Genomic DNA, 26,220 nt, shown 5'->3' on the forward strand with positions numbered 1-26,220 from the left:
GGCGCGCATCGTCAACGTGTCGAGCATTCTCGGCTCGCTGACGCTGCACAGCGATCCGACCTCGGGCATCTACGCGTTCAAGGTGCCGGCCTACAACGTCTCCAAGTCTGCGCTGAACGCGTGGACCGTGCAGCTGGCCTACGAGCTGCGCGACACGCCGATCAAGGTCAACGCGATCCATCCGGGCTATGTGAAGACCGACATGAATGCCGGCGAGGGCGAGCTCGAAATCGCCGACGGCGCCAAGTCGAGCGTCGAACTCGCGCTGATCGGCGCCGATGGCCCGACCGGCAGCTTCACGCATCTGGGCCAGACCCTGCCCTGGTGATTCGGGGCGGCGATCGGCGGCGTAGACTGGACGCATGCGCCGCCATCGATGTCCTGGAAGCTCGTCGAGCAGGCGCCGGCCGGTTCGGATCCGGTCCGCAGCCGCTCGATTCGCGGAGGCGCGGCAGCAGCACCGCCTCGAGGGAGCAGATCGGCCGGCAGTGTCGTTGCTGCACCGGCGATCGGCCTCCGTGCGCGCCGGCCGCGAGTTTGCCGACGGCCTGACGATCCTGTTCGCACTGGTCGCCGGCGGACTGCTCGCGATGCCGCCGAGCGCCTCGGCCGCCCAGGCGTACAAGTGCACCGCGGCGGATGGTTCGATCAGCTTCCAGGATCGCCCCTGCGCGGCGCATGCGCACCAGCAGCGTCTGCAACTGCCTGATGATCCGCCGCCACCGCCCGAGAGTGCTCCCGCTGCCGTCGCTGTGCCGCCGCCGGCGCAACCGGCCATGGGGGCGGCGCCGGTCGCGCCGAGCGTGCTCGGTCCGGATGTGTTCCTGTGCGTGCGCTACGACGGCAGCCGCTATCTCAGCGACACCGGTATCGGCGATCGCTACGCAGTGCCCTACGGCGTGCTCGGCGATTCGGGAGGCGGTCTGGCGCACCGTTACGGCGGCCGTGACGGTATCGGCGTGTCGGCCCCCGGCCTGCATGCGATTCCGGCCCTGCCGGCGGGCGAGGCGCCGTTCGCCGCGGCCCATGTGCAGGTGGAGGACGCATGCCATCGCGCCACGCCGCAGGAGGCGTGCGCTTACATGCGCGAGCAGATCGACGAGGTGCGCGGCAAGCTGGACCGTGCCTTCAGCGACACCCGGGCCGACCTGGAGCGGCAACAGCGGGCGTGGCGCATGCGCGGCTGCTGATCCTGCGGCGTCACCGGTTCATTGCAGTGCGAAGGTCGAAGCCGGTGCGTGGCGGCGCTCGTGCGCGAGCAGCCATTGCTTGATCGGCAGGCCCCCGGCGAAGCCGGTCAGCGCGCCGCTGCTGCCGATCACGCGGTGACACGGCACGATGATCGGAATCGGGTTGGCGCCATTGGCGGCGCCGACTGCGCGGCTCGCCGACGGCTGGCCGATGCGCCGCGCCAGCTCGCCGTAGCTGATCGTGGTGCCGTACGGAATGCGGGTCAGCGCGTTCCAGACGCCGCGCCGGAATGCCGTGCCGTGCGCGGCCAGCGGCAGATCGAACGCGGTCAGCTCGCCGCCGAAGTAGGCCTCGAGCTGGGCGATCGCCTCGCCGAGGCGGCGCCGGTCGCGTCGCCAGTGCGGCTCGATGCGCCGCCCCTGCGATTCGCCCGGAAATTCGACGTAGTGCAGGCCGGCCTCGTCGCCGGCCAGCAGCAGGGTACCGATCGGGGTTTGGAGCAGTTCGTAGTCCATCGCAGGTTCCTGGTCAGTCGCCGGGACAGGACGGCGTCCGTCCTGTCGTGGCTTGAAGACTTGCGTCGACAGGGCGCCGCATCTCGCCGTCCGGCCGTGTGCCGCACAAGCCGGATGCGCCGATCGTTTCCGTCCGGTCGCCGCGCCGTGTCGCGAGCCGCGGCGCGGTCGCCGCACCTCGTGCCGGCGCTGTCCGATCGCGCCGGTCGCCGGCGCCACCGTTCAACTGGCGCGCCACAGCAGCATCACCGCATAGGCGCGCCACGGGCGCCAGCTCTCGCCGAGCGCTTCGAGTTCGCGCGTCGTCAGCGTCCGGCCCTGGCCGGCCGCACGGCGCAGGATCAGATCCGCCGCCGGAAACGCATCGGGCTGCGCGAGCGCACGCATCGCGACGTAATGGGCGGTCCAGGCGCCGATGCCGGGCAGGGCGACCCAGTCGCGTTCGAACTCGGCCAGCGGCTGCTCCGGGCGGAAGGCGATGCGGCCATCGTGCACGGCGGCCGCCAGCGTGCGGATCGTCTGTGCGCGGGCACGCGTGATGCCGAGTGTCTCGAGCGGCGCATCGGCGAGGCGCTCCGGCGTCGGGAACAGCACACCGACGCCGGCCGCGGCGCCGTCCGCATAGGGCGTGCCGTACTGCGCGGCGACCCGCGCCGCCAGCGTGCGCGCGGCGGCCACGCTGACCTGCTGGCCGAGCACGGCGCGCACCGCCAGCTCGAAGCCGTCCCAGGCGCCCGGCAGGCGCTGGCCCGGCCAGCGCCGGATCAGTGGCGCCAGCACGGGACTGCGCCGGAACACCATGGCGATCGCGCGTGGATCGGCGTCGACGTCGAACATGCGCTTGACGCGGGCGGCGAGCGGGCCGAGCACGCCGCTGCGCGGATGATGCACGCGCAAGGCGAGCGCCTGCTCGCCCGGCAGCGGCTCGACCGCGAACCAGCCGGGCACGCCGTCGGCGACGAAGCTGCGCCGGTATGCGGTCGCATCGACCGCCTCGACGCCGGGAATAGCGCGCCGCGCATAGAACGCGGCGAGCTGGGCGAAATCGTACGGCGCGCGGTACGGCAGGCGCAGCGTCCATTCGCCGCTGCCGCCGTTCGCGAGCGCATCGCGGCTGCGCCGGATCTCGCGCGGCGCCTTGCCGTAGGCCGCGCTGAACGCGGCATTGAAGCGGCGCAGGCTCGCGTAGCCGGCCGCCTGCGCGACCTCGGTCATCGGCAAGGCGGTTTCACCGACCAGCTGCTTGGCGAACAGCAGGCGCCGCGTCGCCGCGACGTCGAGCGGGCTGGCGCCGATCTCCTCGGCGAATACGCGGCGCAGATGGCGCTCGCCGACGCCGACACGGCGCGCCAGCTGCGGCAGCGAACCGGCATCCAGCGCGCCCTGCTCGATCAGCCGCAGCGCGCCGGCGACCAGCTCGCTGCGGGCGCGGTGCAGCGGCGAGCCGGGCGCCGCTTCGGGCCGGCAGCGCAGGCACGGCCGGAAACCGGCGGCGGCGGCCGCGGCCGCGCTCGGGTAATAGCGCACATTGTCGCGGCGCGGTGCCGGTGCCGGGCAGACCGGCCGGCAGTAGATGCCGGTCGAGGTCACGGCCGTGAAGAACAGGCCGTCGAAGCGCCGGTCGCGCGTCAGCCGCGCCCGCTCGCAGGCGGCGGCATTCGGCATCGGCGGGGTGGCGGGTCGGTCCATGAGCGACACCGTAGCAGGCTTGGGCGCGTCGGACTCGCCGTTTTCGGCTGTGATACGGCGGCCCTCCGCTCCATGCTGCCGCCTGGTGCCGCCCGGGCCGCGGCCGAGCGCCGGCTCGCATCGCCGCCGCCCGCTCAGAAGCCGTAGCGCAGGAAGCCGCCGTCGACCGCGATGCACTCGCCGGTGATGTAGCTGGCCGCCGGCAGGCACAGGAACGCGACCGCGGCGGCGACTTCCTCGACCTCGCCGATGCGGCGCATCGGCGTGCGCTCGAGCACCTCTTCCAGATAGTCCGGATCGGCCAGCGGTTCCTCGGTGCGGCGCGTCCGGATGTACCAGGGTGCGACCGCGTTGACGCGGATGCCGTCCTCGGCCCATTCGCAGGCGAGATTGCGCGTCAGCTGATGCAGCGCGGCCTTGGTCATGCCGTACGGCGCGCCGGTGCGCACCGCGGTCAGGCCGGACACCGAGCCGACGTTGACGATCGCGGCGCCGCCGTGCTCGGCCAGATGCGGATGGGCCAGGCGGCACATCTCGAACGCGCCGAGCAGATTGATCTCGACCAGCTCGCGCACGTCCTCGAGCGTGTAGTCGAGTGCCGCGCGGCTGGTATTGGCGCCGGCGTTGTTGACGAGCAGCGACAGCGGCAGGTCGAGGTCGGCGATCCAGTCGAACACTTCCAGGCGCTGCTCGGCATCGGCGATGTCGGCCGCGAACGCGAGCAGACGGCATGCCGGAAATTCCTCGGCGAGCTCGCCGGCGATCGTCTCCAGATACGGCTCGTCGCGCGCAACCAGCAGCACGTCGGCGCCGAGGCCGGCCAGCTCGCGCACGCAGGCCAGGCCGATGCCGCGGCTGGCGCCGGTGACCAGCGCGACCCGTCCGTCCAGCCGCCAGCGCGCCGGATCGATCACCGCTCCACCCGCTTGTCGGCCCTCGCGTCCACGCGCAGACTGTAGCCGATCCCGCCGCCGCGGAGCACCGATGAATCGCCTGCGCCTGCTCTCGTCCGCCGCCGCACTCGCCCTGCCGCTCGCGGCGTGCTCGCCGTCGCCGTCACCGCCGCCGGTGGAGGCGCTCCAGCCGGCGCTGCTCGACGCGCAGCAGGCAGCGCTGGAGAAGGCCAAGGCGCTACAGGCGCAGGCCGACCGCCACGCCGCCGAGCTCGACCGCGCGGCTGACGGCGGCCAATCGCCGACGCGCTGAAGCGCCCTCGCGCAGCCCTCGATCCCGCGCGCCCTCGCCGGCTGTCGCGGCCGGATCGCAACGCCCGGGAACGCGCCAGCCTCCGGATCGCTCAGCCTTCGCGGAACACGTAGCGCGCCGCGCCGATCTGGATCACGTCCTCGTGGCGCAGCAGACGCTCGCGGATCGGCTCGGCGTTGACGCGCGTACCGTGCCGGCTGTCGAGGTCGGTCAGCACGTAGCCCTGACTGTTGGCCTCGATGCGCGCGTGCTGCGCCTCGACGCCGGGCCCGCCGACGCGGATGTCGCTGCCCGGATCGCCGCCGAGCGTGACCGGCTTGGGCGGCAGCGGGATCGCCGCGCGGCCGGCCTCGACGTTCTGCGGCACCAGCCGCGCGGTGCGCAGGAACATCGTCGAACCCGACACGGCAGCCGGCCCTGGCGGCACGACGGTCTGGGCCGGTGCGGCCGGCGGCGGGGGCGTCGCGACCGCGGCGGCCGGTGCCGGAGCGGCACCCGATCGCGGCTCGGTGCTGCGCGGCCCCGCGGCGGCCGGCCGGGCGGCCGGCGCCGGCGGAGCCGGCGGGATGTCCGGCAGCTCCGGCATGTCGAGCACCTGCAGGATCTGCGTCACGGCCGCATCGATACGGGCCGGGGCGCTGTCCTCGCGCGGCACCGGTGCGGGTTCGGCCGCTGCGCTCGCGGCAGCCGGCTCGGGAATCTGCGCGAGCATCGAGGCATCGAGTGCGAGCGCGGCCAGTTCGTCGTCGAGCGCCGGCTCCTCGATGCGTGCCGGCGCCGACCGCGCCTGGGGCTCGCGCACCGCGTCGTTGGCCGCGGCGGGCGGGCCGGACGCCGGCACTTCGGCTTCGAGGTCCGCCTCGCTTTCGAAGACCTCGAAGAAGCGCGTGCGCAGCGCTTCGGCCCGGTCCTGGGCGATGCTGCGTTCGCGCAGGGCGCCGTCGATCGTGCCGAGGCGTTCGGCGCGGGTGGCCGCGTCATACTCGCCGAGCTGATGGCGCAGCTCGACCTCCTGGCGGTCGAGCTGGATCGATTCGTAGGCGTGCCGGATCGCCTCGATGCGGTCACGCAGCCCGGCATAGGCCAGGCGCGCCTGTGCGCGCAGCGGCGCGCTGCGCGTTTCCAGTTCGGCGAGGCGCCGGGCGTAGTCCTCGTGCACGCGGCGGTAGACCGCGTCGCTGAGATTGGCCCGCATGCCGTCCAGGGCATTCAGCCGCCCGCGCAGCAGGTCCACGTCGTGCTTGAGCTCGCGCAACGCGTCGACCACGCCGAGGTCGGCATCGTCGAGCGCACCCGGATCCGCGGTCGAATCGGCCATCTTCGTTTCTCCCCTGCGGCCGCCTGGCGCGGCATCGATGTGGACGCTGGCGATCCCGGCGCCGTGCGACGATGCATCCGTGCGCCCGGCCGGACGCCGAGGCGCGATCGATTATGCGAGCGGCCGGTGACGGCGGCAACCGCGCGCGGCCGCGTGTCGTCCGCAACCGCGACGACGTCACATTCGGGCGGCCGTCCGCGGGCGCCGGTCAGGCCCGCGGCGTCAGGACGGCATCGCCGCAGCCGACCGCGGCCGTGCCGCTGCGCGCCAGTTCGAGCACCGGCGCGAGGTTCGAGAGTTCCGCGAAGAACGCGTTGACGTCGCGGCCGGTGCCGCTGAACTGCACGACGCGGCTGCCTGCGCCCTGGTCGACCACGCGCGCGGCCGGATGGCGCTGCATGCAGGCATCGAACTCCGCGGCGGCCAGGCCGGTCAGGCCGATCTTGACGATCAGCAGCTCCGATTCGAGATGATCGCTGCGGCTGAGGTCGGCGATCTCGAGCACGTCGATCAGCTTGCGCGACTGCTTGACGATCTGGTCGATCACCGCGTCGTCGCCGCTGGTGACCAGGGTCAGCCGCGAGATCGCCGGGTCGTGCGTCGCGGCCACCGTCAGCGAATCGATGTTGTAGCCGCGTGCCGAGAACAGGCCGGCGACGCGTACCAGCGCGCCGGCTTCGTTCTGCAGCAGGATGGCGATGATCCTTCGCATCAGAACATCTCCGACGGGCCGGCCTCGAGCGCGGCCGGCTGCGCCTGGCGCGAGACGATGAAGTCGCCGGTGATCATCTGCGCATAGGTCATGCCGGGCCCGACCATCGGATAGACGCCGGCGTCCGGATCGATCACGACCTCGAGAAACGCCGGGCCGTCGAACGCGACGAACTCGGCGATCACCGCCGGCAGCTCGGCCGGATCGGCCAGCCGGCGCGCCCATTCGAAGCCGTCGGCCTGCGCGGCGCGCACGAAGTCCTTCTTGTGCAGGCTCTTGTCGGTCGCCGAGTAGCGGCCCTTGAAGAACAGCTTCTGCCACTGCCGGACCATGCCGTCGCCGGCGTTGTTGAGCACCACGACCTTGATCGGCAGCCCATAGGTGGTCACGGTCTCCAGCTCGCCGAGGTTCATGCGGATGCTGGCGTCGCCGTCGATGTCGATGACCGGCAGGTCGCGCCGCGCGAACTGCGCGCCGATCGCCGCCGGCAGGCCGAAGCCCATCGTGCCCATCGATCCGGAGGTCAGCCACAGCCGCGGCTCGCGGAAGTCGAAGTACTGCGCGGCCCACATCTGGTGCTGGCCGACGCCGGTGCTGATGATCGCGCGGCCGCGCGTGATCGCGTTGATCGCCTCGATCACCGCATAGGGCTGGATCAGCGCGCTGGCACGGTCGTAGTTCATCGCGTGGGTGCGCTTGAGCGCGGCCAGATGCGCGTGCCAGGGTGCGTACAGATCCTGCTCGCGCGGCCGGAAGCCATGCTGCAGGCCGTAGATGCGCAAGGTGTCGAGCGCGCGCGCGAGGTTGCCCAGGTGATGCCAGTCGGCGCGCTTGACCTTGTCGATCTCGGCCGGATCCACGTCGAAATGCGCGATGTAGCGCGCGCCGCCGGCGAACGCCTGCGGCACGCCGGCGACGCGGTCGTCGAAGCGCGCGCCGACCGCGATCAGGAAGTCGCAGTCCTCGACCGCGTAGTTGGCGAACGCGGTGCCGTGCATACCGAGCATCTGCAGCGACAGCGCCTCGGTGGTGTCGACCGCGCCCAGGCCCATCAGCGTCGTGGTCACCGGCATCGCGAACGCGCGCGCGAAGTCGCGCAGCGCGCCGGTCGCGTCGGCTGCGATCACGCCGCCGCCGGCGTAGATCAGCGGCCGCCGCGCGCGGCCGAGCGCGTCGAAGAACGCCGCGCAGCGTGCCGCGTCGAGCGTGGCGGTGTCGATCGCGCGCAGCCGCGCGCGATAGCCCGGCAGCGGCAGCGTGCCGCTGCCGCGAAACCTCAGCTCGGCGTTCTGGATGTCCTTGGGGATGTCGACGACGACCGGTCCGGGCCGGCCGGTCCGCGCGATCTCGAACGCGGTGCGCAGCGTCGCCTCGAGCCGCTCGGCGTCGGTGACCAGGAACACGTGCTTGGCGCAGGCGGCCATGATGTTGCTGATCGGCGCCTCCTGGAACGCATCGGTGCCGATCGCGCCGGTCGGCACCTGGCCGCACAGCACGACGATCGGAATCGAGTCGGCCATCGCATCGCGGACCGGCGTGACCGTATTGGTCGCGCCCGGGCCGGAGGTCACCAGGGCGACGCCGACGCGGCCCGACGCGCGCGCGTAGCCCTGCGCCATGAAGCCGGCCCCCTGTTCGTTGGCCGGCACGATCAGCGGCAGCGGCTCGGCGCCGTCGGCGGTGGCGTGCTCGCGGTTGTAGCGGAATACCGCATCGTAGACCGGCAGGATCGCGCCGCCGGAATAGCCGAACACGACCTCCACGCCTTCGTCGGCGAGCACCTGCACGACGACGTCGGCACCGCTCATCGCGGATCCGGCCAGCGGGTGCCCGGTGGTCTCGGGCGGGTCTTCGAGCACTGCATTCATCGTCATCGTCCTCGGGTGGCGTCGGCGCGGCGCGCGGCCGCGCGTTCGGTCAGGCACTGCCGCTCAGCCACGGCATGCGCGCGCGCAGGCGGCTGCCGACCTGCTCGATCGGATGGTCCAGGTCCTTCTGCTTGTAGGCGGTGTAGTTGGGCAGGCCGGCGGCGTGCTCGGCGGTCCATTCGCGCGCGAAGCGGCCTTCCTGGATGTCCTTGAGCACCTCGCGCATGCGGTCCTTGGTGCCGGCGTCGACGACGCGCGGGCCGCGCGTGTAGTCGCCGTACTGCGCGGTCTCGGAGATGAAGCTCAGCATCTTGGCCAGACCGCCCTCGTAGAGCAGGTCGACGATCAGCTTGAGCTCGTGCATGACCTCGTAATACGCGATCTCCGGCTTGTAGCCGGCCTCGACCAGGGTCTCGAAGCCGTTGATGACCAGCTCGCTGGCGCCGCCGCAGAGCACGGCCTGCTCGCCGAACAGGTCGGTCTCGGTCTCTTCCTTGAAGTCGGTCTCGATCAGCAGCGCGCGCGCGCCGCCGAGGCCGGCCGCATACGCCAGCGCCTTGTCGCGGGCCTGGCCGCTGGCGTCCTGATGGACCGCGAACAGGCACGGCACGCCGCGGCCGATCTCGTACTCGCGGCGCACCAGCGCGCCCGGGCCCTTCGGTGCGACCAGCACGACGTCGATGTCGTAGCGCGGCTCGATCGTCTTGAAGTGCACGTTGAAGCCGTGCGCGAACAGCAGCGCGGCACCGGGCTTGACGTTCGGCGCGATGACGTCGCGGTACAGCGTGGCCTGGACCATGTCCGGCGTCAGCACCGCGATCAGGTCGGCGCCCTGCACGGCTTCGGCCGGCGTCAGCACGGCGAAGCCGTCGGCGGCGGCCTTGGCCGAGGTCGGACCGCCCGGACGCAGGCCGATCACGACGTCGAGGCCCGAGTCGCGCAGGTTGAGGGCATGCGCGCGGCCCTGGCTGCCGTAGCCGAGCACGGCGATGCGGGCCTGCTGCAGGGCGTCGGTGGTGGCGGTGATCGTCTCGCTGCTCATGGAGTTCTCCGGGGGTGAAGGGCGTGGCGGTGCGGGTGAGGAAGAAAGAATCGATGCGTCAGGCACTGGTGACCGCGCCGAGCGCGGCCGAGCCGACCAGACGCGCGTATTTGGCGAGCGCGCCGCGCGTGACCTTCGGCGCCGGCGGCGTCCAGTCGCGGCGGCGCGCTTCGAGATCGGCGTCGGTCTCGATCACGCGGCGCGCCGCATCGATCACGATGCGGTCGCCGTCGCGGAGCAGGGCGATCGGTCCGCCGCGCGCAGCCTCCGGCGCGACGTGGCCGACGACGAAGCCGTAGCTGGCGCCGCTGAAGCGGCCGTCGGTCATCAGCGCGACCTGGTGGCCGAGGCCGCGGCCGACCAGGGCCGCAGTGACCGCGAGCATCTCGCGCATGCCCGGCCCGCCGGCCGGGCCTTCGTTGCGGATCACGACAACGTCGCCGGGCACGATGCGGCCGGCCTGCACGGCGGCGAAGCAGTCCTCCTCGCTCTCGAAGACGCGCGCAGTGCCTTCGAAATGACCGGAGTCGAGCCCGGCCAGCTTGAGGATGCAGCCCTCCGGCGACAGGTTGCCGTAGAGGATCGAATAGCCGCCGCGCGGCTTGAGCGCGCGCGCGACCGGATGGACCACCGGCTGGCCGGCCGGGGTCGGCGCTGCCGCGTCGATCTCCTCGAACAGGCTGCGCCCGCTGACGGTCGGCGCGTCCTCGATCAGACCGGCTGCGCGCAGCTCGCGCGCGACCGCGGCCATGCCGCCGGCAGCGGTCATCTCGATCGCGGTGTAGCGACCGCCCGGCATCAGATCGGCGATCACCGGCGTGCGCGCCGCGGCGTCCTCGAAGTCCTCGATCGTCAGCGTCACGCCGGCCTCGTGCGCGATCGCCAGCAGATGCAGCACGGCATTGGTCGAACCGGCGGTCGCCGCGACGATGCGCATCGCATTGCGGAACGCGGCCGGCGACAGCAGCTGGCGCGGACGGCGGTCGCTGCGCAGGCAGTCCAGCACCAGCTCGCCGCAGCGGCGCGCCGCATCGCGCTTCGCCGGGTCGGTCGCGGCGATGTCGTTGAGGCCGAGCGGGGTCAGGCCGAGCGCGGTCAGCACCATCGCCATCGTATTGGCCGTGAACTGGCCGCCGCAGGCGCCGGCGCCCGGACAGGCGCGCTGCTCGACCGCGCACAGGCGGCCGTCGTCGATGCGCCCGGCGCCGTGCGCGCCGACCGCCTCGAACACCTGCTGCAGCGTGATCGGCGTGCCGTCGAGCGTACCGTGCGCGATGCTGCCGCCGTACAGCGCGACACCGGGGATGTCCAGGCGCGCCAGCGCCATCGCCGCGGCCGGGATCGTCTTGTCGCAGCCGCACAGCACGACCATCGCGTCGAGGCAGTGGCCGTCGACCGCCAGCTCGATCGAGTCGGCGATCAGCTCGCGGCTGATCAGCGAGGCGCGCATGCCCGGCGTGCCCATCGCGATGCCGTCGGTGACCGCGATCGTGTTGAACTCGACCGGCGTGCCGCCGGCGGCGCGGATGCCGTCGGCGACGTCGGCGGCCAGCTCGCGCAGATTGAGATTGCACGGCGAGATGTTCGACCAGGTGTGCACGACCGCGACCAGCGGCCTGGCGATCGCCGCGCGGTCCAGGCCGGTCGCGTACAGCATCGCGCGCGCCGGCGCACGGTCCGGGCCGGACTTGATCGCGTCGCTGCGCAGCACCACGGCCGACAGCGGCGGCTTGGCGCGCGTCTCGTCGGCGCCGCTCATGCCGCGGCCCTGCGGTGGCCGGCCAGCCGCGCGATCACCGCCGCGGTGACCTCGGCGGTCGTCGCGGTGCCGCCGAGATCGGCGGTCAGTTCGTCGGTGTCGAGCACCGCGTCGACGGCGGCCTCGATCGCGGCCGCCTCGGCGTCGAGACCGGCGGAATGACGCAGCAGCAGCGCGGCGCTCAGGATCGCGCCGATCGGATTGGCGATGCCGCGCCCGGCGATGTCGGGCGCCGAGCCGTGGATCGGCTCGTACAGGCCGCGCCGGCCGTCGCCGAGCGAGGCCGACGGCGAGACGCCGAGCGAGCCGGCCAGGGCCGCCGCCTCGTCGGTCAGGATGTCGCCGAACAGGTTCTCGGTGACGATGACGTCGTAGCTGGCCGGGCGCGTCAGCAGCAGCATCGCCATCGAATCGACCAGCTGATGCTCGAGCGCGACGTCCGGATACCCGGCGGCGACGCGCTCGGCGGTCGAGCGCCACAGCCGCGAGGTCTCCAGCACGTTGGCCTTGTCGACCGAGGTCAGCCGGCCGCGCCGCGAGCGCGCGAGCGCGCAGGCGCGGTGGACCACGCGTTCGATCTCGGCGCTGGTGTAGCGGCACTCGTCGATGGCGGTCTCGCCCTCGCGCGTCTTGCGGCCGAAGTACGCGCCGCCGGTCAGCTCGCGCACGAACAGCAGATCGACGCCGTGCAGCCGTTCGGTCTTCAGCGGCGACAGCGCGGCCAGGCGCGGATGCACGCGCAGCGGCCGCAGGTTCGCGTAGACGCCGAGCGCGGCGCGCAGCGCGAGCAGGCCCTGCTCGGGCCGGACGCGCGCGTTCGGGTCGGACCACTTCGGACCGCCGACCGCGCCGAGCAGCACGGCATCGGCGGCGAGGCAGGCCTCCAGCGTCGCCTGCGGCAATGGCTCGCCGCTGGTGTCGATCGCGACGCCGCCGATCGCATGCTCGGCGGCCTCGATCGTGTGGCCGGCGGCGCCGGCGACCGCGCGCAGCACCTCGAGCGCGGCGGCGGTGACTTCCGGGCCGATGCCGTCGCCGGGCAGGACGGCGAGCGTGATCTTCATGCGGGATTCTCCAGGGAAGGACGATGCGAATCGGCGCGCCGCTCGAACGCGGCGATGTCGGCCTCGGCGTCGAGCAGGAAGCCGAGCTGGTCGATGCCGTTGATCAGGCAGTGGCGTGCGAAGCCGTCGAGCGCGAACGCGAACACGCGGCCGTCGGGCAGGGCGATCGTGCTGGCCGCGACGTCGATGTCGAGGTCGAGGCCCGGCCGCGCCAGCAGCTCGGCGTGCTGCTCGGGCGGCAGCACGATCGCGAGCAGGCCGTTCTTGAGCGCATTGCTGCGGAAGATGTCGGCGATCTCCGAGGAGATCACCGCGCCGATGCCGTAGTCGAGCAGGGCCCACGGCGCGTGCTCGCGCGAGGAGCCGCAGCCGAAGTTGCGTCCGGCGACCAGGATCGCGCAGTCGGCGGCCTCCGGCGCATTGAGCGGAAAGCGCGGATCGGGCGCGCCGTCGGCGGCATAGCGCCAGTCGTTGAACGCATGGCGGCCGAGGCCGGCGCGTTCAGTCGTGGTCAGGAAGCGCGCCGGGATGATGCGGTCGGTGTCGATGTTCTCGAACGGCAGCACGGCGGTGCGCGAGCGCACCCGGGTCAGCGGCTTCATGCGGCGTCCTCCAGCAGGCTGTCCGGATCGGCGATGCGGCCGGCGACCGCGGCCGCGGCGGCGACGCGCGGGCTGGCCAGCACGGTGCGCGCACCGGGGCCCTGGCGGCCTTCGAAGTTGCGGTTGCTGGTCGAGACCACCAGCTGGCCGGGCCGGGCGATGTCGCCGTTCATGCCGATGCACATCGAGCAGCCGGCGTCGCGCCATTCGGCGCCGGCCGCATGGAACACCGCGTCGAGCCCTTCGGCCTCGGCGGCGTGTTTGATCGCGACCGAGCCCGGCACGACCAGCATGCGCACGCCGGCGGCGACGCGGCGGCCGCGCAGCACCGCGGCCGCCTCGCGCAGGTCCGTCAGCCGCGAGTTGGTGCAGCTGCCGACGAAGACCACGTCGACCGGCTCGCCGGTCAGCGCGCGGCCGCCGGCGAAGCGCATGTAGTCCAGCGCCTTGGCCTCCTGCGCATCGCGCGCGGCCGGAATCGGCGCGCCGATCGGCGTGACCATGCCCGGATGCGTGCCGTAGCTGATCGTCGGTCCGATCGCCGCGGCGTCGATGCGGATCTCGCGGTCGTAGCGTGCGCCCGGATCGCTGGCCAGTTCGCGCCAGGCGGCGACCGCGCGCGTCCAGGCCGCGCCGCGCGGCGCGCGCGGGCGGCCCTGCAGATACGCGAACGTGGTGTCGTCCGGCGCGATCAGGCCTGCGCGCGCGCCGGCCTCGATCGACATGTTGCAGACGGTCATGCGCTGCTCCATCGACAGCGCCTCGATCGCGCTGCCGCGGTACTCGATCACGTGGCCGGTGCCGCCGCCGACGCCGATCACGCCGATCACGTGCAGGATCAGATCCTTGGCGCCGACGCCGGGCCGCAGGCGGCCCTCGAGGTGGATCGCGAACGTCTTGGGCTTGCGCTGCAGCAGGCACTGCGTGGCCAGCACGTGGCCGACCTCGGTGGTGCCGATGCCGAACGCGAGCGCGCCGAACGCGCCATGGGTGGCGGTATGGCTGTCGCCGCAGACGATCGTCATGCCGGGCCGGGTCGCGCCGAGCTCCGGTCCGATCACGTGGACGATGCCGCGATGCGGGCTGTCCCAGCCGTTCAGCGCGATACCGAACTCGGCGCAGTTGGCCTCGAGCTGGGCGACCTGGTGCGCGGCCTCGGGCGTGGCATACGGCCGCGTGCCGTCGGCGGCCGCCGGCAGCGTCGGCGTGGAATGATCCAGCGTCGCCAGCACGCGCTCCGGACGGCGCACGCCGAGGCCGCGCGCGCGCAGCTCGGCGAACGCCTGCGGCGTGGTGACCTCGTGGATCAGATGCAGGTCGACGTAGAGGATGCCCGGCGTGGCGTCGGTCTCGGCGCGCACCTGATGCGCGTCCCAGATCTTGTCGATGATCGTGCGTGCGCTCATGCCGCGATCGTCTCCTGCGCGGCGGGCGCACGATCGGCGGTGGCCGCGTGCACCGGCGTCAGCCAGCCCCAGCGATCGGCGGTGCGGCCGTCGAACAGGCCGAAGAACGCCTGCTGCAGCGCGCGCGTGACCGGGCCGGGCGTGCCGCTGCCGACCGCCTTGCGATCGACCGAACGCACCGGCGTGATCTCCGCGGCGGTGCCGGTCATGAAGATCTCGTCGCTGGTATAGAGCGCCTCGCGCGGCAGGTCGCGCTCCTCGACCGCGTAGCCGAGCTCGCGCGCCAGCGTCATCACCGTGTCGCGCGTGATGCCGGCGAGGATGCCGGCGCTGCTCGGCGGCGTGTACAGCACGCCGCGACGGACCAGGAACAGGTTCTCGCCGGCGCCCTCGCTGAGCAGGCCGTTGCAGCCGAGCGCGATGCCCTCGTCGTAGCCGCCGCGGCGCGCCTCCAGGCCGATCAGCTGGCTCGACAGGTAATTGCCGCCGGCCTTGGCCCAGCTCGGGAACGTATTGGGCGCCGGCCGCTGCCACGAGGACACGCACACGTCGGCGCCGTGCTCGATCGCCTCGCCGAGGTAGGCGCCCCAGTCCAGCGCGATGATCGCGACCTCGACCGGCGCGCCCGGCTGCGCCAGCACGCCGAGGCCGCCGGCGCCGCGGAACACGATCGGCCGCACGTAGGCCGACGGCATCGCGTTGGCGGCGATCAGCTCGATGCAGGCGGCGTTGATCGCCGCCTCGCTGTAGCCGATGTCGATCTCGTAGATGCGCGCCGACTCGAACAGGCGCCGGGTGTGATCGGCCAGCCGGAAGTAGGCCGGGCCCTGCGGCGTGGCATAGACGCGCTCGCCCTCGAACACCGACGAGCCGTAGTGCAGCGCGTGCGCGCCGACGTGCACGGTCGCCTCGTGCCAGGGTTTGAGGCGTCCGTTGTGCCAGATCAGGGAAGGGGGGCTCATCGCTGCAGTCCTCGCGTGTGCATGGGGGTCAGATCGCCTGGGCGAGCGTGCGCAGCGGCGCCGCCGGCGCCGCGCGCTCGATCCGGTTGGCGACCTCGAGCGCGGCCAGCGCGGCCGCCTCGACGATGTCGGTCGATACGCCGCGGCCCTGCAGCACGCGGTCCTGGTGGCGCACGCCGAGCGTGGCCTGGCCCTGCGCGTCGCCGCCTTGAGTCAGCGCGCGGATCTGGAAATCGGTCAGTTCGAGCTCCCGTCCGATCGCGCGGCCGATCGCGCGCAGCACCGCATCGATCGGGCCGTCGCCGATCGCCGCCTCGCTGGCGCGGCGCCCGTCCTCGTGGACCAGGCGCACCGAGGCCGAGCCGTTGCCGCCGAGATGGCTCGACGCGTGCAGGTGCTCCAGATGCCAGGGGCCGACCGCCTCCGGATCGCGGCCGACCGCGAGCGCCTCCAGATCGCTGTCGAAGACCTCGCGCTTGCGGTCGGCCAGCGTCTTGAAGCGCGTGAAGATCGCATCGAGCTGGGCGTCGTCCGGCGTGAAGCCGAGCCCGGCCAGGCGCTCGCGCAGCGCATGGCGGCCGCTGTGCTTGCCGAGCACGAGCTGCGAGCGGCTGAAGCCCACGTCCTCAGGCTTCATGATCTCGTAGGTGCCGCGATGCTTGAGCATGCCGTGCTGGTGGATGCCCGACTCGTGCGCGAACGCGTTCTCGCCGATCACCGCCTTGTTGCGCGCGATCGGCTGGCCGGTCAGCTGGCTCAGCAGGCGTGCGGTCGGGTAGAGCTTGCGCGTGTCCAGGCCGGTGGCGACGCCGAAGCGCTCGGCGCGCGTCGCCAGCGCCATCACGACTTCTTCCAGCGAGGCGTTGCCGGCACGCTCGCCGATGCCGCCGATCGTGCACTCGACCTGGCGCGCGCCGGCGGCGACCGCGGCCAGGCTGTTGGCGACGGCGAGGCCGAGGTCGTCGTGGCAGTGCGTCGAGATCACCGCGCGGTCGATGCCGCGCACGTGCCGGCGCAGATAGGCGATCCGCTCGGCCATCTCGGTCGGCGTCGTGTAGCCGACCGTGTCGGGCACGTTGACGGTGCCGGCGCCGGCCGCGATCGCCGCCGAGAACACCTCGGCGAGGTAGTCCGGCTCGGTGCGGATCGCGTCCTCGGCCGAGAATTCGACGTCGTCGAAGTGGCGGCGCGCGGTCTCGATCGCGCGGACCGCCGCCTCGATCACCTGCTCGCGGCTCATGTCGAGCTTGAACTGGCGGTGCAGCGGACTGGTCGCGAGGAACAGGTGGATGCGCCGGTGCGCGGCCGGCTCGAGCGCGCGCGCGCAGGCCTCGATGTCGCCGGCGACGCAGCGCGCCAGGCCGCAGACGATCGGCTTGCGCAGCTCCCGCGCGATCGCCTGGACCGCCTCGAAGTCGCCGTCCGAGGCGCTCGGAAAGCCGGCCTCGATCACGTCCACGCCCAGTTCCTCGAGCGCGCGGGCGAGCCGGAGCTTGGCCGCGCGCCCCATCGAGAAACCGGGCGCCTGCTCGCCGTCGCGCAGGCTGGTATCGAAGATGCGCACGCGTTCGGCTCCGGCCGAGGGCGTGGCGGTTACGTCGCTGGAAGGGTCTTGATCGGTCATGGCTGTTCCGATGGGCGGGATCCGGGCAATAAAAAACCCCACGTCCGTTGCCGGAGGCGGGGTTCGAGGTGTCTTGGCGTTCTGTCGGACGCGTACCCCTAACCCGCACCCCCGGCGGTAATAAGGCGTACGAGCACGAGAATCGCGACGACGGCGCCCGCGAGGCTGCCGACCGGGGCGAGCCGGGCGATCGGGAGAACGAGGCGGGCGGTGTTGCGATGCGTCATGGGCAGCGACCGTACCGGCACTCGTGGCGAGCTGTCAACTGTTTCGTGCAAAAAAAGAAACGATCCCGTTCGGCGAGCGTCGCTTCGGGCCGTGCGAGGCGCCGCGAGCCTTGTAGTACGCTTGCACGCGCTGCGTACCGACGGGAGGCTTCGATGCTGAAAGTTCTGGTTGCCAGTTCAAAAGGCGGCTGCGGCAAGACGACCCTGGCTACCAATCTCGCGGCCTATTACGCCGCCGACGGCAAGCGCACGGTCATCGTCGACGCCGACCGCCAGGGATCGAGCCAGCGCTGGTGCGAGAAACGCGTCCTGCTCGGCGGCATCGTGCTGCCGGTCGACGGCACCCGGCGCGGCTGGCAGCAGCGCATTCCCGCAGACGCGCAGCGCGTCGTGATCGATACGCCGGCCGGCGTGCGCGCCGCGGAGATCGCCGACTGGATCGACGACGTCGACGTGATCGTGGTGCCGGTGCTGCCCTCGACGATCGACCTGGAGGCCAGCGCGGCCTTTCTCGCCGACCTCGCCGCGCTGCCGCGCATCAAGCGCGGCAAGCTCCCGGTCGGTCTGGTCGCCAACCGGCTCAAGCCGTGGACCTCGGCTTCGCAGCAGGCACTGGAGGAGATCAAGGGCCTGCCGTTCCCGCTGGTCGCGCAGATCCGCGACACCCAGGCCTACGTGCTGCTGGCCGGTCTCGGCAAGAGCATCTTCGACTACCACTCCGAGCAGGTCCGCTCGCACCAGGACGACTGGGGCAAGCTGCTGCGCTGGATCAAGCGCCAGTAGCCGGCTTCGCGCAGCCTGCCGATGGGCAGGCCCTGTGCGCGGACGCCGTCGGCGTGGCCATTCCGTCGGAGACCGAAAGGATCGACATCGACATGCTGCGACAGGCCGCACCGTCCATGCCCCGGCCGCAAAGCGGCGGACTCAGGGGTTTTCTCGCCGCGCTGCTGATCGCCGCCGCCGCCGCGGCCCAGGCCGGGGTCGTCGTCGGCGAGCCGCCGCCCGACCTGCTCGGCAAGGATCGCGACGGCACCCAGGTGCGGGTCAGCGACCACCGCGGCAAGGTCGTGGTGATCAGTTTCTGGGCCTCGTGGTGCACCTACTGCCTCAAGGAGCTGCCGGCCCTGGAAGGGATTCAGAACGCTGCCGGCAGCGGGCAGCTCCAGGTCGTCGCGGTCAACTTCAAGGAGGAGCCGGCGCTGTATCGCCGCCTGCTGCACAAGCTCAAGGACGCGCAGATGACCTTCACGCACGACCGGACCGGTGCGATCGGCGACGGATACGGGCTGCGTGGCCTGCCGTTCCTGGTCATCGTCGGTCGCGACGGCCGTGTCGCCTATACGCACGCCGGCTACGGCGAGCAGACGCTCGACCGGATCATCGAGGAGATCAACGATCTGCTCTCCGAGGCTGCGCCGTCCGCCTGAGCCGCGCGCGCGGGTGTCTCAGGCCCGGCGGTCCGCGTTGCGGAGTCTCGACCGGCGTCTCGGCAGCCGTCGCAGCCGTGTCTTAGCGTAGCGCTGCCGCGATCGGCGGCCGAATGAGGGGAGCGGCGATGAACCTGCGGGGACCGGGCCGCCTCGCCGGCCGGCTCATCGTGCTGCTGGCGGTGCTGGCCGTGGTGTCGACGCCGGCGCGCGCCGTGCAATGGATGGGCGTCAACCTCGCCGGCGCCGAGTTCGACGGCCAGTCGTTCTGGCCGGTGCCGGCCGAGGCCGACTATTTCCGTGCTGCCGGCATGAACGTGGTGCGCATCCCGTTTCGCTGGGAGCGCATGCAGCCGACGCTGTCCGGTCCGCTCGACACGGCCCAGCTCGCCGCGCTGACCGCGGTCGTCGACGATGCGATCGCGGCCGGCCACCAGGTGATCCTCGATCCGCACAACTATGCCCGCTACGACGGCCAGGTCATCGGCAGCGCGGCGCTGCCGCTCGACGCGTTCACCGACTTCTGGCGGCGCCTGGCGACGCAGTTCGGCAACCGCCCGCAGGTGATCTTCGGCCTGATGAACGAGCCGCATTCGATGCCGACCGAGGCCTGGCTCGACGCGGCCAATGCCGGCATCGCCGGCATCCGCGCGGCCGGGGCGACGCAGTGGATTCTCGTGCCGGGCAATGCCTGGACCGGCGCCCACAGCTGGCTGTCGGACTGGTACGGCACACCGAACGGCACGGTCATGCTCGGCGTCGTCGACCCGCTCGACCACTACGCGTTCGAGCTCCACCAGTACTTCGACGGCGACTACTCGGGGACCTCGCCGACCTGCCGCGAAGACGCCGGCGCCGCACAGCTCGCCGCGGTCACCGGCTGGCTGCGCGCGCACGGCCGGCGTGGCATGCTCGGCGAATTCGCCGGCGCCGACAACGAGACCTGCCAGCGCGCGGTCCGCAGTGCGCTGGACCACCTCGACGCGAACGCCGACGTCTGGCTCGGCTGGACCTGGTGGGCGGCCGGTCCGGTCTGGGGCGAGTACATGTTCACGCTCGAGCCGACCGGAAACTTCAGCGTCGACCGGCCGCAGATGGCCTGGCTGCGCCCCTACCTCGACCGATTGTTCGCATCCGGCTTCGACTGAGGCCTCGCATCGGTCCGCCGGGCGTGCACTACACTGCGCGACTTTCGTGTCCGGTCCCTCGCGCGTGCCGTCTCCACCGTCCGTCCGCATCGTCCTGTTCGCGCTGGCGGCGCTCGCGCTGTACCGCGTGCTCGGTCTGCTGCTGCACGATCCGCTGCTCGCGCTCGCCAACAACTACGACCAGATCCGCTACACCGGCTGCTACGACGTCGGCCCGCTGCGGCCGGACGTGCCGGCCTGGCACAGCAATCCGCAGGCGCCGCTGCGCGTCTACGCGCGCCAGCCGATTCCCGAGGGCAACTGCTACTGGACGACCGACTGGCTGGCCGGCGCAGCGGTCGCCGCCGCCTGGCGCGCTGCCGAATCGCTCGGCGACGCGCCCGAGCATTCGATCCGCGCCCTGGGTCTGCTGCGCCTGGCCGGCTGGCTGCTGGCCGCCGCCTGGGTCACGCGCCGGCTGCAGCGCGCCGGACGCGACGATCTGGCGATCACGCAGCTGGCAGTGCTGGCGCTGATCGTCGCGGACCCGGCCAACACGCTCTACCTCAGCACCTTCTATGCGGAAGCCGGGGCGCTGTTCGGTCTCTACGTCGCGCTGGCCGGCGCGCTGGTCGCCGCGGTCGCCGGCGGCCGCTCGGCCTGGGTCGTAGCTGCGATCGGCGGCTTTCTGCTCGGCGGCAGCAAGTACCAGCACTTCGCGCTGCCGTGCCTGCTGGCGCTCGCGCTGGCCAGCGCCGGCGAGCGGCGGCTGCGCCAGGCCGCGCTGGCACTGGCGCTCGGCGGCCTGGCCGGTGGTGCCCTGCAGCTCCAGCAGGCCGCTCGCACGACGCCGCTGACCGAGGCGATCGCATCGACCAATCGTGTCAACTTCGTGCTGACCGCGCTGCTGCCGAACGTGGCCGATCCGGCCGCCACCGTCGCTGCGCTCGGCCTGCCGGCGGGCTGCGCGGCACTGTCGGGCAAGAGCATCTACGTGCTCGCCGAGCCGGTCGAGACGCTGTGCCCCGGCCTGCGCGAGCTGCCGGCGCTGCGCGCCTGGACCGCGCTGGCGGCCGAGCCGGCGGCGTGGCTGCGCGCCGCCGCGCGCGCGCCGCCGTACATGCCGTGGATTCCGGACTACCTGGGCCTGGTCGAAGGCGCCCAGCAGCAGCGCCTGCCGGACGGCTACGTGACGCTCGATCGCTGGCTGGACCGGCGGCCGCTCGCGCTGCTCGGCCTGTTCGGGCTGCCGTGGCTGGTGCTGGCCGGGAGCTGGCTGCTGCGCGCGCCGCCGCTCGCGCGTGCGTTCGCGGCGGTGTTCGCGGCCGGCTCGGCCGCCGTCGCCGGCATCGCATTGCTCGGCGACGGCTACGTCGAGCTCGGCAAGCACGCGCATCTGGCGTTCAGCCTGGCGCTGGCGGCGATCGCGGTGCCGGTCGGCGGCGCGCTGGCGCGCTGGCATGCCGCCGCGGCCGGGCGACGCGCTGCCGGCACCGGCGGCGAAAAATGATGCGGCGTGTTTGACCGCGCCGCCGCTTCCGGCATGATCGGCTGACCATCGACGGGAGAGGTCCCATGGCTATCCGCGAAGTCATCCTGCTGCGCCATGCCCATGCCGATCCGGCGGCGCCCGGCCAGGAGGATCGGGCCCGTTCGCTGAGCGCCCGCGGCATCGCCGAGGCCGAAGCCGTCGGTGCCTGGCTCAAGGCGCATCGCGCCGAGCCGGACCGGGTGCTGTGCTCGCCGGCCGAGCGCACGCGCGAAACGCTGCAGCAGGTCCTGGCGATCACCGGCTACTCGGACCTGCGCGTCGAGCCGCGGATCTACGAGGCCAGCCCGGTCACGCTGATCCGCGTGCTCGACGACCACGCCGACGCCGAGCGCGTGCTGCTGGTCGGCCACAATCCGGGCCTGGAGGATCTGGTCGCCCTGCTCGCCGACGGCGCCTCCGATGCCGGGCGCGGCCTGCCGCCGGGCGCCGTGGTCTGGCTGCGCCTGCGCGAGGCGGGCCGCCTCGAACCCGACTCGGCCGAAGTGCTGTATTTCTGGTGGCCCTAGATCCGCCGGCCTCGTGCGTGCCGTCGCCGCGTTCCTGGCCGCTCTGGCGCTTGCCGCGCCGGTGCACGGCGTCGAACGCGTCCGGCTCGATCCGGCGCGGTCCCAGGCCGGTTTCGGCATCGGCGTGCTGCTGCTGTTCGACGTCGTCGGCCGCTTCATCAGGGTCGACGGCGTCGTCGAGGTCGACCGCGCGCGGCAGGAAGCCGTCGTCGACGCGCGAATCGCCGCCGACTCGGTGCGCATCGACGGCGGCAGCCGCGAGGACTGGGCGCGGTCGGCGGAGTTCTTCGACGCCGAGCGCTATCCGGAAATCCGTTTCCGTTCCGAGGTGTTCCCGCTGGCGCGCCTGAGCACCGGCGGGCCGCTGGACGGCCGCCTGACCCTGCGCGGCGTCACCCGCAATGCGACTTTCGAATTGCTGCCGGCCGACTGCGCGCATCCGGCGCGCGATTGTCCGGTCCGCGCCAAGGGCGTGATCCGCCGCAGCATGTTCGGCATGCGCACGCGCCGTGGCACGCTGTCGGACAAGGTGATCCTGGAGCTGTCGATCTACGCGCTGCCGAACGAAGCGGGATTCGCGCCCTCATGAGTACCGCGCCGCCGTGAGCCCCGCCGTCACGCGTCCCGCCGTCCGACGTCTCCCGGCCCGCGTGCCGCCTGCACGCGCGGCCTTCATGCGCCGCCTGCTGCACCTCGTGGCGCTGGCCCTGCTGATGCTGGCCGGATCGGGCTGCGCACTGAACCGCCAGCTCGCGCGCGAGGCCGACGCGCGCGTCGCGCTCGACCGGCCCAGCGCGCTCGACTGCGACCGTGCCGACCGCTGCGCGATCGCCTCGCCGTACCAGGCGCTGGCCGAGGAGGCGCGCACGTCGAGCCGGCCGGGCGCGCCGGTGCACTACGTCAACCTGCTCGAACGCGGCGAGGACGCGCTGCTGCTGCGCATCCACCTGATCCGCGCGGCGCGCAGCACGATCGACGTGCAGACCTTCATCTGGGCCGACGACGATTCGGGCTGGCTCGTGCTCGAGGAGCTGATCGCCGCGGCGCGCCGCGGCGTGCGCGTGCGCGTACTGGCCGACCAGCTGTTCTCGATCAGCGACGTGGACTGGTTCGCGCGGCTGGCGACCGCGCACGCCAACTTCGAGTTCCGCCTCTACAACACCACGTTCCACAAGGCGCGCGCCGGCGGGCTGGATCTGGCGCTGAGCGTCGCGTGCTGCTTCTCGCGGCTGAACCAGCGCATGCACAACAAGCTGCTGCTGGTCGACGGCCAGATCGGCATCACCGGCGGCCGCAACTACCAGGACCGCTACTTCGACTGGGATCAGACGTTCGACTACCGCGATCGCGACGTGCTCGTGCTCGGGCCGCAGGCCGGCCAGGAGATGACGAGCTCGTTCGAGCAGTTCTGGCAGCATCCGCTGTCGGTGCCGCTGACGCGCCTGAACGACGTCAACCGCCGGCTGGTCGCCGTCGGCGGCGAAGGGCCGCTGCCGCCGCCGGCGTCGATCCGCTGGGCGCGGATCGGATCGATGCGCGATCGCGCCAGCGACGCCGGCTACGTCCGCGCCGCGTTCGCCGCGCGCGCGCTGCGCGTGGGCCGCGCCGAGTACTTCTCCGATCCGCCCGGCAAGAACGCCGATTCCGAGCAGGCCGCCCAGCTCAGCGGACGCATCGCCGCGCTGCTGCGCAACGCGCATGCCGAGGTCCTGGTGCAGACGCCGTATCTGGTGTTCAGCCGCGCCGCGCAGAACCTGCTGCGCGAGCTGCGCGAGCGCGATCCGCCGCTGCGCGCGGTGGTCTCGACCAACTCGCTGGCCGCGACCGACGCGTTCTACGTCTACGCGATCTCCTACAAGCACAAGAAGAGATACCTCAAGCGGCTCGGCCTGCGGGTGTTCGAGTTCAAGCCGTTTCCGGGCGACGCCGCGCTGATGATCGCCCACTACCACGAGCTGTCCGGCGGCGGCCAGACCGCCCGGGTCAGCCGCCAGGGCCAGACGCCGCTCAAGCAGGCGCACGGCCTGCGCGTGGGCCTGCACGCCAAGTCGATCGTGATCGACCGCCGCGTGACGATGATCGGCTCGCACAATTTCGATCCGCGCTCGGAGTACTACAACACCGAGTCGGGCTTCATCATCCACGACCGCGCCGTCGCCGACGCGGTCGCCGCGCAGATCGAGCGCGACATCGAGCCGCAGAACAGCTGGACCATCGCGCGGCGTCCGCTGGACGGCCCGGTGGCGCGGATCAACAACGCGATGAGCACGATCTCCGCGGCGCTGCCGGTGTTCGATCTGTGGCCGTTCCGCTACGCGACCAGCTACGAGCTCAATCCCGGCTGCGAGCCGCTGTGGCCGAACGATCCGGGCTTCTACGACTGCTACACCTCGGTCGGGGATTTTCCGGAGGTCGACCTGCCGCTCAAGACGATCTACACGCGCATCATCACCGCCTTCGGCGTCGCCCTCGAGGGCGTCCTGTAGCGGCGCAGGGCCGGCGCCGCCGCCGATTGACGCAAAATGCGCGGCTGGTTAGTCTCGTCGAGCCTTTTTCGAGGAATGCCCGTCCATGTCCCTGGCCATCACGATCGAACTCGGCGATGCCGACGTCCAGCGCTTCGCCGAAACGATGCAGCGTGCCGAGAAGAACGTGCGCGGCCGTCCGACCGAGGACATCGTCGCCGCCGCGTCCAAGCTGCTCGCGCTCGCCACGGTCGAGGGCGTTCCGGGCTTCATCCGCGAGCGGCTCGACGCGCTGCGCAACCTGATCGACATGGTCGGCGACCAGGGTTTCGCGCTGCCCGACGAGGACCGCCAGCGCGTGCTGGCCTGCCTGGCCTATTTCGCCGACGCCGACGATCTGATCCACGACAGCGTGCCGGTGCTCGGCTTCCTCGACGACGCGATCATGATCGAGCTGTGCCAGCGCGAGCTCAAGCACGAGATCGAGGCCTACGCCGACTTCGTCGATTTCCGCAACCACGAGGCGCACCGCCTCGGCGTCGATCCGGCCACGCTCAAGACGCAGCGCGTGGACTGGGCCGAGGCGCGCCGCGTCGAGCTGATCGACCGCATGCGCCGCCGCCGCCGCGACGGCTACGCGAACGTCGGCGGCTGGTCGCCGGTACTGTTCCGCGTCGGCTGAACCGCTCCATCGCCACGGATCGAAACGAAAGGCCCGGCATCGCCGGGCCTTTTTTCGTCGGGTGCCGCGCTCGCGCGGCGGTGCGGGGTCGGCCCGGCCTCAGAGATTGACCAGCGCGCTGAAGCTGGCCCAGGCCGCGAAGAAGGCCAGGACGAACAGGGCGGTCATCAGGATGTTGACGACCCAGCCGTACCACGGCATCGGCGGACGCGTGGCCGGCAGCGGCCGGCCCGGTTCGACCTCGCGGAACACCACGACGGTGCCGCAGATCATGTCGTGCAGCGCCTGGCGGCGGCCGGTCCAGCCGGCCAGCATGAAGCCGATGTTGAAGATCACGCTGGACAGGATCTTGCCGAAGAAGCGGCCCGTCGCGCGGCCGAAGCCGATCCGCCGCGCATAGTCGTCGGTGACCTTCAGGCCCATCGCGCGCTTGCCGAGCGTGGCCTGGGTCGCCGAACTCTCCTGCAGCGCGAAGTACAGCCAGGACAGCACGATGCCGACCAGCGCCTGCAGCGCGACCGTGCCGAACGCGGCGTTGACGCTGCCGGCGGCCAGCGAACCGACCATCGCGACCATGAGGATCATCGTGATGACCCAGTTGACGACGCCGATGATGAAGCCGTCCATCAGATAGGCCGCGGTGCGCCGCCAGAAGCCGCCGTGGATCGTCAGGCCCGCCGGCAGCATGCCCGACTCCGACAGCACCGGGCCGGCGGCGGCCGGCGCGGCATCGGGTGTCGCGGCGAACGCGGCCGGCGCCGGGGCCGCCCCCGGCTGCGGCGCGGCCGGCGCCATCGGCGGGACCGCTGCCGCCGCCGCCGCGGCCGGACGCGTCGCCGAGTAGGCATTCCAGGTGGTCGAGCCGACCGCAGCGATCGAGACGTCGGCCGGCCACAGGCCGCGCTCGACGCGGTCGGCGACGAACGCCAGCGGCATCGGTCCGCGCGGCTGGTTGGCGATCAGCGCGAAGTACGCGCCGCCGTCGGCCGCGTGCAGCTCGGCTTCGGCCCCCGCCGCGTTGATGCCGCTCTGCAGGCCCTGCAGCTTGGCCAGGTCCTCGCTTTCCTTGATCGTGACCGGCGCCCGCGCCAGCAGCTGGCCGGTCAGCTTGTCCGGCTCCATGCGGAAGTAGGCCGCCAGCGCCGGCCAGACCGTGGCCGGCTCGTAGCCCGGGAACAGCTCCCCGGTCAGCACCAATGCGTATTTCTCTGTCATCTCCCCTCTCCCCAAGAGGCGGGCCGTGCGCCCGCCGTGTGTTCCGTGTGCGTCGCGAGCG

Annotated in this window: 25 protein-coding genes; 11 read left to right on the forward strand and 14 right to left on the reverse strand. The window is 72.3% G+C overall.

The annotated features are described in order from the left end of the window. On the forward strand, positions 1-328 hold a 328-nt coding region (locus tag VMR06_RS04145; RefSeq protein WP_325373309.1), incomplete at its 5' end, for an SDR family NAD(P)-dependent oxidoreductase. Positions 329-488: 160 nt separating this feature from the next. Then, positions 489-1,190 carry a DUF4124 domain-containing protein gene (locus VMR06_RS04150; protein WP_325373313.1) on the forward strand — a complete coding sequence of 234 codons (702 nt, stop codon included), beginning with the start codon at positions 489-491 and terminating at the stop codon, positions 1,188-1,190. Positions 1,191-1,208: 18 nt separating this feature from the next. On the opposite strand, the gene VMR06_RS04155 is transcribed toward VMR06_RS04150, so the two are convergent. The 3 genes from VMR06_RS04155 to VMR06_RS04165 all read right to left on the reverse strand — a co-directional run bounded on the left by VMR06_RS04155 (position 1,209) and on the right by VMR06_RS04165 (position 4,306). Then, positions 1,209-1,706, reverse strand: coding sequence for a methylated-DNA--[protein]-cysteine S-methyltransferase (locus VMR06_RS04155; protein ID WP_325373319.1), 498 nt, complete (start codon positions 1,704-1,706; stop codon positions 1,209-1,211). A gap of 222 nt (positions 1,707-1,928) precedes the next feature. Next, the gene (locus VMR06_RS04160; protein ID WP_325373322.1) at positions 1,929-3,371 is read right to left on the reverse strand and encodes an AlkA N-terminal domain-containing protein; all 1,443 of its coding nucleotides are present in this window, start codon (positions 3,369-3,371) and stop codon (positions 1,929-1,931) included. A 158-nt stretch (positions 3,372-3,529) separates the two neighbouring features. Further along, entirely contained in the window at positions 3,530-4,306 is a 777-nt protein-coding gene (locus VMR06_RS04165) for an SDR family oxidoreductase (RefSeq protein ID WP_325373942.1), read from the reverse strand. Between the two features lie 73 nt (positions 4,307-4,379). Between VMR06_RS04165 and VMR06_RS04170 the strand changes: the two genes are divergently transcribed. After that, positions 4,380-4,601, forward strand: coding sequence for a hypothetical protein (locus VMR06_RS04170; RefSeq protein WP_325373324.1), 222 nt, complete (start codon positions 4,380-4,382; stop codon positions 4,599-4,601). A gap of 91 nt (positions 4,602-4,692) precedes the next feature. Here the strand turns inward: VMR06_RS04170 and VMR06_RS04175 are convergent, their stop codons facing one another. The 10 genes from VMR06_RS04175 to VMR06_RS04220 form a co-directional block, all read right to left on the reverse strand. Further along, positions 4,693-5,919, reverse strand: coding sequence for an FHA domain-containing protein (locus tag VMR06_RS04175; RefSeq protein ID WP_325373327.1), 1,227 nt, complete (start codon positions 5,917-5,919; stop codon positions 4,693-4,695). Between the two features lie 208 nt (positions 5,920-6,127). After that, entirely contained in the window at positions 6,128-6,631 is a 504-nt protein-coding gene (gene ilvN / locus VMR06_RS04180) for an acetolactate synthase small subunit (RefSeq protein ID WP_325373329.1), read from the reverse strand. Further along, positions 6,631-8,499: a biosynthetic-type acetolactate synthase large subunit gene (gene ilvB / locus VMR06_RS04185; protein WP_325373331.1), complete on the reverse strand. Its 1,869-nt coding sequence runs from the start codon at positions 8,497-8,499 to the stop codon at positions 6,631-6,633. Before ilvB ends, ilvN begins: the two co-directional genes overlap by 1 nt. Before the next feature lie 49 nt (positions 8,500-8,548). Beyond that, positions 8,549-9,541: a ketol-acid reductoisomerase gene (ilvC, locus tag VMR06_RS04190; protein ID WP_325373333.1), complete on the reverse strand. Its 993-nt coding sequence runs from the start codon at positions 9,539-9,541 to the stop codon at positions 8,549-8,551. Positions 9,542-9,599: 58 nt separating this feature from the next. Next, entirely contained in the window at positions 9,600-11,249 is a 1,650-nt protein-coding gene (ilvD, locus tag VMR06_RS04195) for a dihydroxy-acid dehydratase (RefSeq protein WP_414648068.1), read from the reverse strand. A gap of 47 nt (positions 11,250-11,296) precedes the next feature. Further along, positions 11,297-12,364 carry a 3-isopropylmalate dehydrogenase gene (gene leuB / locus VMR06_RS04200; protein WP_325373337.1) on the reverse strand — a complete coding sequence of 356 codons (1,068 nt, stop codon included), beginning with the start codon at positions 12,362-12,364 and terminating at the stop codon, positions 11,297-11,299. Then, positions 12,361-12,966, reverse strand: a complete 606-nt coding sequence (gene leuD / locus VMR06_RS04205; protein WP_325373339.1) for a 3-isopropylmalate dehydratase small subunit — start codon at positions 12,964-12,966, stop codon at positions 12,361-12,363. The genes leuB and leuD overlap by 4 nt, the downstream gene beginning before the upstream one ends. Beyond that, positions 12,963-14,372: a 3-isopropylmalate dehydratase large subunit gene (leuC, locus tag VMR06_RS04210; protein WP_325373341.1), complete on the reverse strand. Its 1,410-nt coding sequence runs from the start codon at positions 14,370-14,372 to the stop codon at positions 12,963-12,965. The genes leuD and leuC overlap by 4 nt, the downstream gene beginning before the upstream one ends. Further along, on the reverse strand, positions 14,369-15,334 hold the full coding sequence (locus tag VMR06_RS04215) for a branched-chain amino acid transaminase (protein WP_325373343.1): 966 nt from the start codon (positions 15,332-15,334) through the stop codon (positions 14,369-14,371). The genes leuC and VMR06_RS04215 overlap by 4 nt, the downstream gene beginning before the upstream one ends. Before the next feature lie 28 nt (positions 15,335-15,362). Beyond that, on the reverse strand, positions 15,363-16,958 hold the full coding sequence (locus VMR06_RS04220) for a 2-isopropylmalate synthase (protein WP_325373345.1): 1,596 nt from the start codon (positions 16,956-16,958) through the stop codon (positions 15,363-15,365). Between the two features lie 380 nt (positions 16,959-17,338). Between VMR06_RS04220 and VMR06_RS04225 the strand changes: the two genes are divergently transcribed. The 8 genes from VMR06_RS04225 to VMR06_RS04260 all read left to right on the forward strand — a co-directional run bounded on the left by VMR06_RS04225 (position 17,339) and on the right by VMR06_RS04260 (position 24,944). Continuing rightward, positions 17,339-17,968: a ParA family protein gene (locus VMR06_RS04225; protein WP_325373347.1), complete on the forward strand. Its 630-nt coding sequence runs from the start codon at positions 17,339-17,341 to the stop codon at positions 17,966-17,968. A gap of 116 nt (positions 17,969-18,084) precedes the next feature. Further along, positions 18,085-18,612 (forward strand): TlpA disulfide reductase family protein, encoded by a 528-nt coding sequence (locus VMR06_RS04230; protein WP_325373349.1) that lies wholly within the window; start codon positions 18,085-18,087, stop codon positions 18,610-18,612. Between the two features lie 128 nt (positions 18,613-18,740). Beyond that, a complete protein-coding gene (locus tag VMR06_RS04235; RefSeq protein WP_325373351.1) occupies positions 18,741-19,760 on the forward strand; it encodes a glycoside hydrolase family 5 protein in 1,020 nt (339 codons plus the stop codon). 46 nt (positions 19,761-19,806) lie between these two features. Beyond that, a complete protein-coding gene (locus VMR06_RS04240) occupies positions 19,807-21,249 on the forward strand; it encodes a hypothetical protein (RefSeq protein ID WP_325373353.1) in 1,443 nt (480 codons plus the stop codon). A gap of 71 nt (positions 21,250-21,320) precedes the next feature. Continuing rightward, a complete protein-coding gene (locus tag VMR06_RS04245) occupies positions 21,321-21,797 on the forward strand; it encodes a histidine phosphatase family protein (protein WP_325373944.1) in 477 nt (158 codons plus the stop codon). A 13-nt stretch (positions 21,798-21,810) separates the two neighbouring features. Beyond that, positions 21,811-22,386: a YceI family protein gene (locus VMR06_RS04250; protein ID WP_325373355.1), complete on the forward strand. Its 576-nt coding sequence runs from the start codon at positions 21,811-21,813 to the stop codon at positions 22,384-22,386. A 61-nt stretch (positions 22,387-22,447) separates the two neighbouring features. After that, on the forward strand, positions 22,448-24,283 hold the full coding sequence (locus VMR06_RS04255; protein WP_325373357.1) for a phospholipase D family protein: 1,836 nt from the start codon (positions 22,448-22,450) through the stop codon (positions 24,281-24,283). A gap of 85 nt (positions 24,284-24,368) precedes the next feature. Next, positions 24,369-24,944, forward strand: a complete 576-nt coding sequence (locus VMR06_RS04260) for a YkvA family protein (protein ID WP_325373359.1) — start codon at positions 24,369-24,371, stop codon at positions 24,942-24,944. Between the two features lie 99 nt (positions 24,945-25,043). On the opposite strand, the gene VMR06_RS04265 is transcribed toward VMR06_RS04260, so the two are convergent. Further along, a complete protein-coding gene (locus VMR06_RS04265) occupies positions 25,044-26,159 on the reverse strand; it encodes an RDD family protein (RefSeq protein WP_325373361.1) in 1,116 nt (371 codons plus the stop codon). Positions 26,160-26,220 lie beyond the last annotated feature (61 nt).

Source organism: Dokdonella sp. (genome assembly GCF_035511235.1).
GTDB lineage: Bacteria > Pseudomonadota > Gammaproteobacteria > Xanthomonadales > Rhodanobacteraceae > Dokdonella.